The sequence below is a fragment of the Ulvibacterium sp. genome, from assembly GCF_028285715.1.
Taxonomy (GTDB): Bacteria; Bacteroidota; Bacteroidia; order Flavobacteriales; family Flavobacteriaceae; genus Ulvibacterium.
Genome location: NZ_JANQOO010000020.1, coordinates 578,062 through 592,852, shown reverse-complemented (window position 1 = coordinate 592,852; position 14,791 = coordinate 578,062). Strand labels below are relative to the sequence as shown.

16 protein-coding genes are annotated in these 14,791 nt (G+C 42.0%); 9 read left to right on the top strand and 7 right to left on the bottom strand.

What is annotated here, in order from left to right; translation table 11 throughout:
- Nucleotides 1-155 precede the first annotated feature (155 nt).
- The gene (locus tag Q0993_RS13990; RefSeq protein ID WP_299533987.1) at nt 156-353 is read right to left on the bottom strand and encodes a hypothetical protein; all 198 of its coding nucleotides are present in this window, start codon (nt 351-353) and stop codon (nt 156-158) included.
- Nucleotides 354-677: 324 nt separating this feature from the next.
- Between Q0993_RS13990 and Q0993_RS13985 the strand changes: the two genes are divergently transcribed.
- Both Q0993_RS13985 and Q0993_RS13980 read left to right on the top strand, forming a co-directional pair.
- Entirely contained in the window at nt 678-1,412 is a 735-nt protein-coding gene (locus Q0993_RS13985) for a LytTR family DNA-binding domain-containing protein (RefSeq protein ID WP_299533984.1), read from the top strand.
- 8 nt (nt 1,413-1,420) lie between these two features.
- On the top strand, nt 1,421-3,394 hold the full coding sequence (locus tag Q0993_RS13980) for a tetratricopeptide repeat protein (RefSeq protein ID WP_299533981.1): 1,974 nt from the start codon (nt 1,421-1,423) through the stop codon (nt 3,392-3,394).
- On the opposite strand, the gene Q0993_RS13975 is transcribed toward Q0993_RS13980, so the two are convergent.
- Nucleotides 3,384-3,956, bottom strand: a complete 573-nt coding sequence (locus tag Q0993_RS13975) for a DUF3109 family protein (protein ID WP_299533979.1) — start codon at nt 3,954-3,956, stop codon at nt 3,384-3,386. The two genes, Q0993_RS13980 and Q0993_RS13975, sit on opposite strands and share 11 nt — an antisense overlap.
- 120 nt (nt 3,957-4,076) lie before the next feature.
- Here Q0993_RS13975 and Q0993_RS13970 point away from each other — a divergent pair, with 120 nt between their 5' ends.
- Both Q0993_RS13970 and Q0993_RS13965 read left to right on the top strand, forming a co-directional pair.
- Nucleotides 4,077-4,661 (top strand): MarC family protein, encoded by a 585-nt coding sequence (locus tag Q0993_RS13970; RefSeq protein WP_299533977.1) that lies wholly within the window; start codon nt 4,077-4,079, stop codon nt 4,659-4,661.
- 12 nt (nt 4,662-4,673) lie between these two features.
- Nucleotides 4,674-4,880: a hypothetical protein gene (locus Q0993_RS13965; RefSeq protein ID WP_299533974.1), complete on the top strand. Its 207-nt coding sequence runs from the start codon at nt 4,674-4,676 to the stop codon at nt 4,878-4,880.
- Here Q0993_RS13965 and Q0993_RS13960 read toward each other — a convergent pair.
- From Q0993_RS13960 to Q0993_RS13945, 4 genes are all read right to left on the bottom strand, one after another.
- On the bottom strand, nt 4,877-6,502 hold the full coding sequence (locus tag Q0993_RS13960) for a S41 family peptidase (RefSeq protein ID WP_299533972.1): 1,626 nt from the start codon (nt 6,500-6,502) through the stop codon (nt 4,877-4,879). The genes Q0993_RS13965 and Q0993_RS13960 overlap by 4 nt on opposite strands.
- Nucleotides 6,503-6,516: 14 nt before the next feature.
- The gene (locus Q0993_RS13955) at nt 6,517-6,954 is read right to left on the bottom strand and encodes a dCMP deaminase family protein (protein ID WP_299533969.1); all 438 of its coding nucleotides are present in this window, start codon (nt 6,952-6,954) and stop codon (nt 6,517-6,519) included.
- Between the two features lie 75 nt (nt 6,955-7,029).
- On the bottom strand, nt 7,030-7,614 hold the full coding sequence (locus tag Q0993_RS13950) for a HupE/UreJ family protein (RefSeq protein ID WP_299533966.1): 585 nt from the start codon (nt 7,612-7,614) through the stop codon (nt 7,030-7,032).
- Between the two features lie 101 nt (nt 7,615-7,715).
- Nucleotides 7,716-8,453, bottom strand: a complete 738-nt coding sequence (locus tag Q0993_RS13945; RefSeq protein ID WP_299533965.1) for a TerB family tellurite resistance protein — start codon at nt 8,451-8,453, stop codon at nt 7,716-7,718.
- 138 nt (nt 8,454-8,591) lie between these two features.
- Here Q0993_RS13945 and Q0993_RS13940 point away from each other — a divergent pair, with 138 nt between their 5' ends.
- From Q0993_RS13940 to Q0993_RS13920, 5 genes are all read left to right on the top strand, one after another.
- On the top strand, nt 8,592-9,002 hold the full coding sequence (locus tag Q0993_RS13940; RefSeq protein WP_299533964.1) for a BrxA/BrxB family bacilliredoxin: 411 nt from the start codon (nt 8,592-8,594) through the stop codon (nt 9,000-9,002).
- A gap of 90 nt (nt 9,003-9,092) precedes the next feature.
- The gene (locus tag Q0993_RS13935) at nt 9,093-9,821 is read left to right on the top strand and encodes a 1-acyl-sn-glycerol-3-phosphate acyltransferase (protein WP_299533962.1); all 729 of its coding nucleotides are present in this window, start codon (nt 9,093-9,095) and stop codon (nt 9,819-9,821) included.
- Nucleotides 9,822-9,826: 5 nt separating this feature from the next.
- Nucleotides 9,827-10,489, top strand: a complete 663-nt coding sequence (locus Q0993_RS13930) for an HD domain-containing protein (RefSeq protein WP_299533960.1) — start codon at nt 9,827-9,829, stop codon at nt 10,487-10,489.
- 110 nt (nt 10,490-10,599) lie between these two features.
- On the top strand, nt 10,600-12,009 hold the full coding sequence (locus tag Q0993_RS13925) for a Gfo/Idh/MocA family oxidoreductase (RefSeq protein WP_299533958.1): 1,410 nt from the start codon (nt 10,600-10,602) through the stop codon (nt 12,007-12,009).
- 12 nt (nt 12,010-12,021) lie between these two features.
- Nucleotides 12,022-13,440: a sulfatase gene (locus Q0993_RS13920; protein ID WP_299533956.1), complete on the top strand. Its 1,419-nt coding sequence runs from the start codon at nt 12,022-12,024 to the stop codon at nt 13,438-13,440.
- 56 nt (nt 13,441-13,496) lie between these two features.
- On the opposite strand, the gene Q0993_RS13915 is transcribed toward Q0993_RS13920, so the two are convergent.
- Entirely contained in the window at nt 13,497-14,744 is a 1,248-nt protein-coding gene (locus tag Q0993_RS13915; RefSeq protein ID WP_299533955.1) for a sigma-70 family RNA polymerase sigma factor, read from the bottom strand.
- Nucleotides 14,745-14,791 lie beyond the last annotated feature (47 nt).

Below are 14,791 nucleotides of genomic sequence, written 5' to 3'. Positions count from 1 at the left end.
AAAAATTCCATCGAAACTATCAGCAAAACATCTATATTCTTGGCTACTTTAAAGGGGTCATCTAGCAATAACCGGAAATTAGAACTAGCGGCAATAATGCCAGAAAGCCTATTTTGGTCATTTTCATAAAGAATAGGGACATGGCATCCAAGAAATCATTTCAGAGGTTCATTGGAGGGTTGTTCATAAGTAGTTCCTACATCTTTGTTGTTTTGGCTTAAAACTGAATTGTTCAAGGAAACTTCCTTGTCGGCTAAACTGTAACTCAATTCTTTTTCATCCTTTTTCTCCGATATTGTGGCGATAATGATGGCCAGGACCAATAGGACGAACATAAGCATACATTTTTTCATAACTCTGTTTTTGGTTCTTTTGTTCGACTTTTACATCTAGTGGGGAGAACGTAAACAAATCTGAATTGTAACGATTCTAAATTATAACATGGTGCGCCATTCAAAAAATTATTCTGTATAAACGGTAAAATTTCCTGTATGAATGGTAATCTTGGCAATTTTATTTCTTTGGTGAAACCATTTGTTCAGTATTCCAAATGCTTCAAATATCTACCATCCCTGTGGCCATTTGTACCAGCTATACTCAAATTGCCCCCATCAATACATCTTTTTGCAATAAAATGATCTAGAGTTTTATATTTGATTTAATTACCTTTAGATATTATGTTGGAAGCCGTAATAGTGGATGATGAAGCCAAAGCTCTCCAAAGTCTCTCCTGGGAGCTTACCAATTTAAGCGATGAGATAAAGGTCTTGGCCTCCTTTACCGATCCGACGGAAGCTTTGACATATCTGGGGAAAAACTCCCCGGATTGCCTTTTTTTGGATATAGAGATGCCTACCATGGATGGGTTTCAATTTATTCAGAAACTCGGCGACAAAAGTTTTCCGGTGGTCATCACTACGGCCTATAACCAGTATGCCATAAAAGCTTTAAAGAACGAAGCTATAGATTATTTATTAAAACCGATAGACACGGACGATCTTAAGGATACTATTTTTAAAATCAAAAAATACAACGCAAAGAACTTTACCGCGGAAAGATTGGAGAACATATTGCTCAATTTCAATGCCAATCCAATACATAAGAAGATTACCTTTAATACAGATGGAAAGTTGTTGTTTTTGGAAAGCGAAGAAATCCTATATGCGGAATCCGACGGCAATTATAGCACCATTTACCTGATAGACGGACAAAAGATAGTCTTGACCAAAAAACTAAAGGAAGTAAACGAACTTCTCCCGGAAGATTCTTTTTTTAGAATACACAATTCCTACATCATCAATCTTAATAAAATAAAGGAGTTCCTTAAAACGGATGGTTACGTTGTATTAAAGTCCAATCATAAAATTCCTGTTTCAAGACAAAAGAAATCCGATTTTTTGGGCAAATTATAGGTCACTATATGAGGTCCGGAATCAAACAATTAGTGCCCATTGGTTTTTTTTTGGTTTTTACCAAGTCCAAACTATATTGGTCAATATTTCTATTTCTTGTTTCCTATGGTTGTATTTCCCAATATGTTCCCGCCAGTTTCAAGAATACCATTGATAATGTATTGCAATCCGATCCAAGCTACACCGAAATACATACCTTATTAAGATCCCATAGAAACGATACCGTATTAATGCGGCACCTCCTAAATTCCGCTTCCGAAAATGGGTACATTAAAGGGCAAGCCTATGCCTTGAATCAATTGGGCAGAAGATATCGCAATTTATCCCAGTATACCAAAGCCATTGCGTTACACCAGAAAGCCCTGGATTTAGTGGTTGAATCAAAACATTTGGAGTTTGAGGTGTCCAGTCTAAACATGTTGGGGGTAGCTTACCGAAGAACCTCTTCCATACGAACAGCAATGGATTACAACCAGAGGGCCTTGGAACTGGCGGAAACTGTGGAGAATCCATCTTTGGGCCTTAAACGAAACATAAATGTATCCCTAAATTGTATTGGAAATTTATACCAACTTTTAAAGCAATATGATCAAGCCATAGAGCACTTTGAAAGGTCCCTTAGGCTGGAAACCGAACTGGGCAACATCTTAGGGCTTGCCGTTAACTACCAAAACATCGGGGAGTGTCTGGAAGAAAAGGGCCAACTAGACAAGGCGTTACAGAACTACAGGACATCTTTATCCCATAACGAGACGATAGATAACGATATGGGGCGCGTAATCTGCAAAAACAGTATAGCCCAGATTTACATTAAACAGGATAAATCCGAAGAAGCAATAGCCTTACTTGAGCCTACCTTAGCCGTTGCGCAGCAGTTAGGCGATGGTTTTCTACTATCACCGGCCCGGATAACACTGGGATGGGCCCAATTGTTAGCTGGGAAAATTAAAGACGCTAAAGAAAACATGTTGCTAGGGCTGCAAATTGCCGAGAAATATAATTTAAGGAGAGAATCTGCCCAGGCCAGTCATCTTTTATCCGAATTATTCCAGCAGACCCGTGATTATAGACAGGCGCTGAACTACAAAATAAAAGCGGAAAACCTGGATAATGAAATTCTGAACGAAAGTACCGTACGTTATGTAAACGATGTAATTTTTAGGTATGACTCGGAAAAGAAGGGCAACCAAATTGAAGTCCTGGCCAAGGAAAACGAAATTGTCCGGTTAAAGCTTAGAAAGAACAACCAAACACTTCTGGCCAGTGGGATAGCTTTGGCCCTATTGGCCGGTATTTTCTACATTCTTTATCGGCAATATCAGCTTAAAAACGAAAAAAAGTTGCTTACCCTGGAGCAGAGCATGTTACGCAGTCAGATGAATCCTCACTTTCTATTCAACTCCCTTAACTCCATTAAACTCTATATCATAAATAATGAACAAAAAAATGCGGTTCACTATTTGAATAAGTTCTCCAAGTTGATACGTAAAATTCTGGAAGCGTCGTCACTAAAGGAAATACCTTTGGCCGAGGAGTTGGAAACAGTAGAACTTTACATGAACATAGAGAATATTCGTTTTTCCAATGAAATTGATTTTAAAATTATCGTAGACGGGGATATAGACGTGCATCAGGTGAAGATTCCATCGTTAATATTGCAACCCTTTTTGGAAAATGCCCTATGGCATGGGCTTTCTTCCAAAGAAGGGGAAAAAAAGATTGGTCTTCACATAAGCAAGGGAAAGGACGGATTTGTACATATTGCCATTATGGACAACGGTGTTGGAAGGGATGCCGCCGAAAAAATAAAGGAAGGTAAAGTGCTAAAACGCAAATCTGTTGGCATCGATATCACCAAAGAACGTCTTGCCAATTTCTCCCGAGACTATCAAAATTCATTTGAGGTAGAGATAATAGACCTTTTTGATGAAAATGGAAAACCCTCCGGCACCAAAGTAATACTGCATATTCCTACGGTTTAAGATACTCTTTGGCAATTACCTCTAACTCTGTATACCAATCCTCACCAAATTTTCGAATCAACGCTTCCTTTACAAATTTGTAAATTGGGACCTTCAGTTCTTCCCCTAGGGTACAGGCTGGATCACAAATCTGCCACTTGTGATAGTTAACAGCGGTCAACTCCGTATACTCCTTAATACGAATGGGGTACAAATGACAGGAAACTGGCTTTCTCCATTGGGTAGCTCCTTGATTATAGGCTTCTTCTAGACCACATTTGGCAATACCTTTTTCGGAATAGATGACATAGGCACACTCATTGTTGTTCACCAAAGGTGTTTCCCACTCACCGTCCTCTCCCTTTACAAATGCCCCTTGCCTTTCAATTGTTTCGATTCCCTTCTCTCGCAAAAAAGGCCTCACCTGTTTGTAGATGTCCACCAGAATTTCGGTCTCAACCCCTTCCAAGGGTGCCCCAGCCTCTCCATCCACACAACACCCCCCTTTACATGCCGTAAGGTTACAAACAAAATCATTCTCCAATATTTCTTCGGAAACAATGGTTTTTCCAAGTTGAAACATGACCGATTTTTTCAGGAACTCAAAGATAGGTTTTCTTGGATATTTCCTGTGTAATAATTTTTTAATATGGGCATCCAAAAACTGCCGATTCAACGTACATTTGGCACAAATTTATCAGCCATGTCATTTCATTTTAATATAAGGGAAATTGCCTCGGCCACGATGATACTTTTTGCCGTTATCGATATTGTGGGCAGTATACCCATTATCATAAGCCTAAGGAACAAAGTGGGACATATACAATCTGGGAAGGCTTCCATAGTAGCAGCATGCCTTATGGTAGCATTCCTATTTGTTGGGGAGGAAATTCTTAATCTCATAGGGATCGATATAAATTCCTTTGCGGTGGCCGGTGCTTTTATCTTATTTTTTTTGGCCATAGAGATGATTCTGGGAATTACCCTGTACAGGGATGAAGAACCCAAAAGTGCTTCCATTGTGCCCATAGCATTTCCTCTTATAGCCGGGGCCGGAACCATGACCTCCATCCTTTCCATACGTGCGGAGTTTTATGTGGAGAATATTATTGTTGCCATTATTTTAAATACCATCTTCGTCTACCTCGTTTTAAAATCCTCGAAGAAAATTGAGCGGGTCTTGGGGAAAGGTGGCCTAAGTATTATCAGAAAGGTATTCGGGGTTATTATATTGGCCATAGCCGTAAAATTATTCGCTTCGAATGTCAATGAATTGTTAGCTCCTTAATTTGTACTAACTATGAAGAGAACTTTGATTATTGTTTTAATTATTCTGGCCTTAGGTTTAATCGCCTATAATGTAACCTTAGTAGATTTTGGAAATCCCTTTCAGGGTGATAGCATTATTGCACTTATTGGTATTTTGGCTTCTTTATGTGCCATAGTGTTGCTATTAATTTATATGACCTCCAAAAAAATCCAAAAGAAACTCAACGAAAAAGACTAGTTCTGCGCTTCTATCTTTTCGGCCTCACCCTGGCTTATGGTAGGTTTATCCAGTTCCAATACTTTTTGCAGCATAGCATCGGCATCGGCCTTGATTTTGGCATGAACATTCGGTCCGAACAACTGTTCGCCAAGCGCCGCTTTCAGATAGAGCTTAATGCGGCCCTCAAAATCATAAAAGTTCATTTTCAGGTTTCGGGAGATGGAATAATCCACAAATTGCTCGAACAAAATATCATCGACCCTAAAATCATTTATAAATCTTTCTTCGGTCCAATCCACATAACGTTGTCTATCCTCATCCAAGTATTCGAAAATAAAAAAGGAAAGGAACCCAAGGCTATCCATACTTTCAACCGCTTCCTCTTCATTTGTTCCTATTGGAACAAAGACATCGGGGATTATCCCACCACCACCATAGACCACCTTACCGTTTGGAGTTGTAAATCTCAAGGAGTCTGCTACTTTTATGCTATCCACGGAGACCAGTTCTCCATTATGGTAACGATCGGTGAATTTCTTGTAGTAATCCTTGGTTCCATTCTTATAGGTCTTTTGTATGCTCCGGCCAGTAGGGGTATAATATCTGGAAACTGTTAACCGTACTGCTGAACCATCGCCTAGCTCCATTTCCCGTTGAACCAAACCTTTACCAAACGAACGACGGCCTACGATGGTGCCGATATCGTTGTCCTGCAGCGCACCTGCAATGATTTCGCTTGCCGAGGCAGACCTTTCGTTAATCAATACAAAAACCGGTTTGTCCTCAAAACTCCCGTTGTCCGTGGCATAAATCCTATCTATTTTCCCCTTTTTGTTCTTGGTAAAGAGAATTAATTTGCCATCTTCCAAAAACTCGTCCGCCAATTGTTCCGCTATGCCCAAATAACCACCAGGGTTGTCTCTTAGATCCAATGTCAATTTCTTTGCACCCCGCCCGCTCAACTCCTTAAGTGCGGCCTTAAATTCCTTAAATGTCGATTCCGCAAAACGGTTTATTTTTATATACCCCATATCTGGAGTAAGCATATAATAGGATTGTACACTTTTTATAGGTACGATGTCCCGTTTTACGCTGACGGTAAACATCCGTTCCTCGGCTTTTCTATAGACTTTTAACTGCACGTTTGTTCCCTTCTCACCTCTTAATTTTTCCACAATCCTGTCACTGGGCAGGTTTCTCCCATAAAGCGTATCATCATCGGCCATTAAGATTCGATCTCCGGCTTTGATCCCCTTTAAAAAACTAGGCCCCTTCTCTATGGTCCGTATTACGGAAATAGTATCCCTATAGGAATAAAAATTTACCCCGATACCCACAAAATCACCTTTCATGTTCTCCGATACCTTGCTCATCTCTTGTTTGGGGATATAAACAGAATGCGGATCTAGTTTTTCCAAGATATTGTTGACTGTTACATCCACAATACTGTCCGTGTTGATTTCGTCCACATATTCATAATCGATATAATCAATAAGTCGGTTTAACTTATCTTTCTTCGAATTTGTGGTGAAAAGCTTTTCCGGAGTATCGTTAAAATGAAGCTTGCCCCCTACAAATATGCCCAGCGCCAGCGACGCGGCGATAATGGTCGGCCATATATAACTATATTTTCTGCTCATTTAACCTCTTTGCTTTAGGTAACCGTTTCAATTGCGGCCATGTGAACCAATTCTACTCCCGCCTTTTTCAAAAATTCCAATCCAGAGCTATCCTTGTATTCCGTCTGGTAGACTACACGTTTTATACCAGACTGATGAATGAGCTTGCTACATTCCCTACACGGGGAAAGGGTAATGTACAAAGTAGCCCCTTCACAGGACTGTGTCGACGAGGCTACTTTACTAATGGCATTGGCCTCCGCGTGCAGCACATACCATTTCGTATATCCTTCGTCGTCCTCGCATATGTTCTCAAAACCTGTAGGTGTTCCATTATACCCATCGGAAATAATCATCCGGTCCTTTACGATAATCGCCCCTACCTGTTTGCGTTTGCAATAGGAGAGCTTACCCCATTCCTGGGCCATTCGCAAATAGGCCCTGTCATATTTCTCTTGCTTGCTCTCCTTCATATGTACTGAAAAGCACTAAGATACCTGCTTTGCCAAAGCCCTACAACCTTATTTGGGTTAATTTTAAGTGAAAATCTACATTGGAAACGTATTGACCAACATAGGTATTGTAATGCAGATAATTAAAATAGACACAATTCCTATGAAAAGGGGCTGACCTAACTTTAAAATTGACTGAAACAGATAGGCCAAAGCCAAGACGGAAAGTACGATCAAAACCTGGGCTATTTCTATTCCCGTAGCGAATCCCAGCAAGGGTGAAAGTTTTTCTTCTTCAGTAGCCACCAACATTTTAAAATAGTTGCTAAAACCAAACCCATGAATTAGCCCGAAAAAAGCGGTGGCCACAAAGTGGAGCCACATGTTATTATTTGCTTTTGAGGTCCACACATACAATAGGTTAAAAAGAGCGGTAAGCAAAATGGTTACCGGTATAAGAAACTCTATCCATGCTACATCTACAACTACCACTTCATAAGCGGAGAGGGACAGGGACAGACAATGGGTAATGGTAAAAATAGTGGCCAAGAGTACCACTTTTTTCCAACTTTTGAATGTGAATGGAACGGCCAAAGCACACAAAAAAAGAATATGGTCATAGGCCGAGAAGTCCAATACGTGATCTAGCCCAAGTTTTATGTAGAACCAAAAATCCTGCATATTTAAAAATTAAGGTTTGGTATATAATTATCTAATTGCTATTGACGTGTTCTTAATTCCAAAGAATTCCGGCCTTGCTCCAACACCATTCCAATTGACCACTATCCAATTCCTCGTTCGGCCTGTATTTCCTCATAGGCCTTCTGTACTTGTTTGAACTTTTCCTCTGCCCCTTTTTTAATAGCCTCATCTTCAGTATTTACCCTATCCGGATGGTATTTTTTTGCCATGGTCCTATAAGCCTTTTTGAGCTCGTCGTTCGTGGCGGATCTATCAATTTCCAGAATTTTATAGGCATTATCGGCGGATTTGATGAACATGGCCTTGATGCTTTCAAAATCGCGCATCGCTACCCTTAAATATCCCGCAATTTCCCTTATTTTATTGACTTCGGCCGTACTAACTGATCCATCGGCCTGAGCTATTCCGAACAGGAAGTGCAGCAACTGTAGCCGGACTTCATATCGGGTACGCTGGTTTAAATAGGCACAAATTCGCTGGGCAGATATCTCCCTGCTCCTGTTAATCTCGTTGAACGTCCTAAATATGGCATTTGCCTTTTCCTTACCATAAGTGCTCACAAAATATTGCCTAACGTAGTCCAGCTCCTTTTGGGTAACATTTCCATCGGCCTTTATGACCAGGGAGCACAGGGATATCAGATTAAGCTCAAAATCGGCCGGGGAAACCTGCTGTCTCGAAATATCCCTAAAAATGGTACGGGCACCTCCACCACTGCTGTTCAAATTATCGATAAAGCTCCCCAAAAGGAAGCCCAATATGGCGCCTGGAAGGCGAAAGAGGTAATATCCCAATATGGCCGTGAACCATTTGATCATGTCTATCTTCAATTTTGGCAAAGATAAGCTGCCATCAACTCCCCCACAAGGGAAACCCTATCCGCCCAATAAAACGTTAACACTTGTGCAAAAAAGTATGAATTGGTTATCTTTGTCTCTCAATAAAAAAATGAGTCTATGTATCCAGAAGAATTGGTAAAGCCTATGAGAGATGACCTGGCATTGGCCGGGTTTGAAGAATTATATACCGCCAATGCGGTCGAAGAGTCCATTAACCAAGACGGTACCGTACTTGTTGTAGTAAATTCCGTTTGCGGATGTGCTGCTGCCAATGCAAGACCGGCAGCAAAACTAAGCTTGCAAAATGACAAGAAACCGGATCGGACGGTTACCGTATTTGCCGGTGTAGACACTGAAGCGGTAAACGCAGCGCGAAATCTTATGGTTCCCTTTCCCCCATCCTCGCCTAGTATGGCGTTGTTCAAGGATGGCGAGTTAGTACATATGATCGAGCGCCACCATATTGAGGGTAGACCTGCAGAAATCATTGCCGAGAATCTGACAGAGGCCTATAATGAGTTCTGTTAAAAGCGTTCCTTAGGACCTATACCCATCGGTAGCTCCTTAAAATAACAAGAAAAACCGTTTCCCTAAGAAGCGGTTTTTTAATTTAGCAGCATGCGAAAAATTCTGGCATATCCCCTTACGGTTATTTATTTTGTTTTCTTTGGGTTAGCCCTTGTGGTTTTCCACCCCATTCAATGGATATGCCTAAACTTATTTGGGTACACGGCCCACAAAGGAAGCGTTAGTTTGCTAAATTGGTGTTTGGTACGATGTACCCATATTTTGGGTACTACCTATTCCTTTAAAATCCCAAGTGACATTCCTGAGAATACCCCATTAATTATTGTTGCCAATCACCAAAGCATGAACGATATTCCTCCCATTATTTGGTTCATGAGGAAATACCATCCCAAATTTGTGAGCAAAATAGAATTGGGCAAAGGTATTCCCAGTGTTTCCTTTAACCTTAGGCACGGAGGTTCGGTCTTGATCGATAGAAAGGACAGTAGACAGGCCTTGGCCCAGATAGCCAAATTGGGAAAATATATAGAGGAGCACAACCGAAGCGCGGTTATTTTTCCGGAAGGGACTCGAAGCCGTACTGGAAAACCAAAAAAGTTCCAACCTATGGGCCTAAAAATATTATTGCGAAACGCTCCCTCGGCTTATATAGTTCCTATAAGTATCAATAATTCCTGGAAGATGTTGCAGTACGGCAAGTTTCCTTATGGTATTGGCAACCATCTTACTTTTAGGGTACACTCGGCTATTGAGAATAAAGGAAATGTCGACGAGTTAATCGCCCAAACGGAGCAACGGGTAAACGCTGGAATAGTCTAAAATCCATGAGGAATGTGGAAATAATAGAACGGACCATCGCTTTTGTAAAGGCTACCCTAAGGGAGTCTGAAGGGGGCCATGATTGGTTTCATATTCAACGGGTCTTTAAAAATGTACAGCACATTGCCAAGACGGAAGAAGTAGATGTTTTGGTAGTTTCCCTTGGAGCGTTACTACATGACATTGCGGATGCCAAATTCCACAATGGCGATGAAACTATGGGACCTAAATTGGCAGCATCTTTTTTACAATCGCTAGACGCACCCAAAGATACCATTGCCCATGTGGTACAGATTATTGAAAATGTTTCCTTTAAGAATAGTTTAGCCAAAACCAAGGGCACATTGTTCAATTCCAAGGAGTTGCAAGTAGTACAGGACGCCGATAGGTTGGATGCCATTGGCGCCATTGGTATTGCCCGCGCCTTTAATTATGGTGGATTTAAAAACAGAAGACTTTATGACCCGGCAATTGCCCCAAACCCCAAACTTACCAAGACACAATACAAAAACTCCCAAGCGCCTACCATCAACCATTTTTATGAAAAACTATTGCTACTTAAGGACAAAATGAATACGAATACCGGAAAACGTTTGGCCCAAGAGCGACATCAATTTATGCTGGATTATCTGGAACAGTTTTATAAGGAATGGGATCTCCGTGTTTAGTTATTCAAGCCTCCCGTCAAAAAAATCTTACGAAGTAGGGCTATTTGGAAAACCGATTCTTTTCTTAATTTTTGTATCTTCCGTGACCATTTTATAAATCCAACAACACGATGCAAAGAAGAAAATTCATCAAAAATGTAGCGGCGTCCTCGGCCGCTTTTTCCATTGTTCCCAACCACGTTCTTGGCAAAACACATGTTCCACCAAGTGACACCCTGTATATCGGTGCTTTTGGCGTAGGCGGAAGGGGATCTGGGGTAATCAGGGGATTGGACGAGACCAAAAAAGTAAAATTCGTGGCACTTTGCGATGTTGACGATAGAAGGGCTGCCGACACTTATAAAAAATATCCGAAAGCCAAACGTTACAAAGATTTTAGAAAGGTATACGATCAGCATTTGAATGAAATCGATGCAATTATGGTAGCCACACCCGATCATACACATGCCCCCATTGCACTTCCTTTTATGAAAGCTAAAAAACATGCCTATGTGGAGAAACCCTTGACACATAATATCAATGAGGCCAGAATGATGACAAACGTGGCCAAAGAAAACGGTATCGTAACCCAAATGGGTAATCAAGGGGCGTCCAGTGATGGGAGTCGTGAAGCCAAGGAGTGGATTCAATCCGGCATTATAGGCAAGGTGTATAAGGTAGATTGTTGGACCAATCGTCCCGTTTGGCCACAGGGCGTCCCTATACCTAAAGGCAAGGACAGTATTCCAAAAGGTCTGGATTGGGACCTATGGCTTGGGCCAGCAGCAATGCGAGATTATAATGATTCCTACCTACCCTTTAAATGGCGCGGATGGTGGGATTTTGGAACCGGAGCCTTGGGTGATATGGGCTGCCATATTATGGAGACCCCCTTTGGTGTGTTGGATCTGGGATATCCTTCTGAAGCGGAGGCCAGTTGCACTACCAATTGGGTCGGTGATTTTGTGGAGGCCGACTATAGCCAGTCTTGCCCCGCTTCCTCCATAGTTCGATTGAAGTTCCATACCGAAGAACATGGCGATATTGCCTTGAACTGGTATGACGGTGGGTTGAAACCTGATCTGCCCGATGAACTAGGTGAAGGCGAGACCATTGGGGACGGCGGTGGAGGTAGTGTTTTTTATGGCACCCGGGGTATCTTGGTGGCGGACACCTATTCCCGAAACGCAAGATTACTGCCCAGTAAAAACATGGAATTGTTCAACGCGCCCAAGCCCTATTTAAAACGAATAGAAGGTGATACCGGAGGGCATCAGCGCAATTTCGTGGAGGGCTGCCTGAATGGCGTGGAAACTTCATCGGATTTCAAAAAATCTGGCCCGTTAACCGAAGCCGTATTAATGGGCAATTTGGCTATAAGGGCTTTTCAGCTTAAGGAAAAGAGATCCAACGGCCGAGGATTTAACTACCCGGGAAGGCGTAAAATCCTTTGGGACGGAAACAACATGAAAGTAACCAATTGGGACAAAGCCAATGAATGGGTCAAAGGAAGTTATAGAAAAGGCTGGGAAATATCCTAAAATTGAAAGACAATGAAGAATTCTTTATCCGCCTTAATTAGATTAAGTCTTTCCATAGTCTTTTTTCTGTTTTTCTCCTATGGGATATTATCCCAGGATTCCGGTCAAAGCCGTCCTAATTTCATTATTATTTTTGCGGATGACCTGGGTTATGGCGATTTAGGTTGCTATGGCCATCCCACCATCAAGACGCCACATTTGGATCAAATGGCCATAGAAGGTCAAAAATGGACTAACTTTTATGTAGCCGCCAGTGTATGTACCCCTAGTCGCGCTGCATTGCTTACAGGACGTTTACCCGTGCGTAGTGGAATGTCCAGCAATAAGAGCAGGGTACTTTTCCCCAATTCGGTCAATGGTTTGCCCGCGAGTGAAATTACCTTGGCTGAGCAGTTAAAAAAGGTGGGGTATGCCACCGCCTGTATCGGGAAATGGCATCTGGGCCATAAAGAGCAGTATCTTCCGACCAACAACGGCTTTGATTATTATTTCGGAATTCCCTATTCCAATGACATGGATTTCGAGGGTAAAAAAGGATATAAACAAACCGTGTCCGATAATGATTTTATCGATACCGAAGACTTTAATGTCCCCCTTCTTCGGAATACAAAAATTATCGAAAGACCGGCCGACCAGAATACAATAACCAAAAGGTACGCCCAGGAAACGGTAGACTTCATCAAAAAGAATAAGGATGAACCTTTCTTTGTTTATCTGGCTCATAACCTACCCCATATTCCCTTATTCGCCTCGAAGGATTTCGTAGGGAAAAGCAAAAGGGGATTGTACGGGGATGTCATAGAGGAAATAGATCATGGGGTCGGCCAAATTTTGAATACGCTTAAAGAAGAAGGGCTGGCCGAAAATACCATCGTAGTATTTACTTCGGACAATGGACCTTGGCTTCCCTTCGGCACCCACGGTGGTAGTGCAGGATTGCTTTATGCGGGCAAGGGCAGTACCTGGGAGGGCGGTATGCGGGAGCCTTGTATTTTTTGGGGTCCCGGTCGTGTTAAACCGGCCATTGTTTCCGATTTGGGAAGCACCATGGATTTCTTTACGACATTCAGCAAGTTGGCAGGGGTCGAAATTCCAAAAGATCGGCCCATGGATGGAGTGGATTTGAGCCAAACCCTTTTCAATGGGGCAACTAGCCCCCGTAAATCCTTGTTCTACTACCGCGGTACCGAATTGTATGCGGCAAGGTCCGGGGATTACAAGGTACATTATACAACGCAAGGGGTCTACGGACAATTTGGGGAACGGGTGGATCATACTGTTCCATTGTTGTACAATTTAAGCGAAGACCCATCGGAAGCTTTTAATATCGCTCAAAGCCATCCTGAGATTATTCAAGAAATAAACGCCTTGGTAGAGGCCCATAAGGAGAACATGGTGATGGGAAAAGATCAGCTTGCCGAAAGGAACTGAGAAAGAAGTACATTGCCAAAACTTGAATAAAGAGGAACAAGCAGGCAGTCCATTGCTCAATAGGTTTTCAATTTTTTGGAAAGATGTTTTTTCTCCAATAGGTTAGTAGTAAAATCAATAGCTTTCTGCAATGCGTCTTTTGCCCCTCGAGATATTTTTAAATCATGTAACAACTGAGCTTTAATGGCATAAAACAAGGCGCTCTCATTGTAGTAGGGGCCATTTTCAAAATTTTGAAGTTCAGACAACGCGGCTTTTGCCCCGAAAACCTTGTAGTAAGGAACTATCCTATTCAAGCCTATGATAGGGGAGTACTGCCGTTCCAACTGTAAATCATATAGTCGTAAAATGCCTTTCCAGTCCGTATCCTCAAATTTGGTGGCTGTGCAGTGGAAGTATGCCACAGCGGCCTGCAAATGATAGTCGGAAGGGCTCGAATTTACAGCGGCAGCCTCCAAATGCTCAATCCCAATTCGTATTAATTCAACGTCGTAGGTCGTTCTATCTTGGTGTTCCAGGTCCACCATATCGCCATTGTGATCTATTCTGGCCTCAAACCTTGAGGTATGAAAGCACATTAAGGCAATGAGGGCATGTACTTCTGGTTGATTGCAATATTTGTTTTCACAAAGAAGGAGTGCCAGGCGTATTGCTTCAAGGCATATGTCCTTTTTTATCAAGATTTCCCCGTGACTTGCCGTATAACCCTCGGTAAACAATAAATAGATGACCTTCAAAACGATGGCCAATCTAGACCGCAGCCCTATCTCCACCGGGCTGTTCAGCGTTTTTACGTGTTCTTTTAGTTTTTTCTTGGCCCGAGTAAAAGACTTGGCAATGGCATCCTCTTTCTTTAACAATGCCCGTGCTATTTCTTTATTACCAAAACCCCCAATCAGTTTTAGGCTAAGAATTATTTGATATTCCTTGGATAAGGATGGGTGGCAACAGGCAAAAATCATTTGTAGTTGACTGTCGTTGATACGACTATTCAAAACGACTTCTTCCTGAACCGCATATTGCCGTTCAAAATCTGAAATATCCTCCTTTTGATCCATCCTCGCATCCCTCCTTAGCGTATCGATAAGCGTATTGTTGGCTACCCGTAACAACCAGGATGTAGGATTATTCGGTGGGTTATTATAGCCCCAGAGGTTCATTGCCTTGATAAGGGATTCCTGCACGGCATCCTCTATCCTTTCCAGGTGGAACGGGCCAAACTTATGTACCAGAAACGAAATTATTTTTCCATATTCATGCCTGAATACGTGCTCCACCAATTGTTCTCTTTTCGGCTCCCCCATACTGTAAAAGTAGAAAGTCCGAATAGAATAATCGGACTTTACCAGGA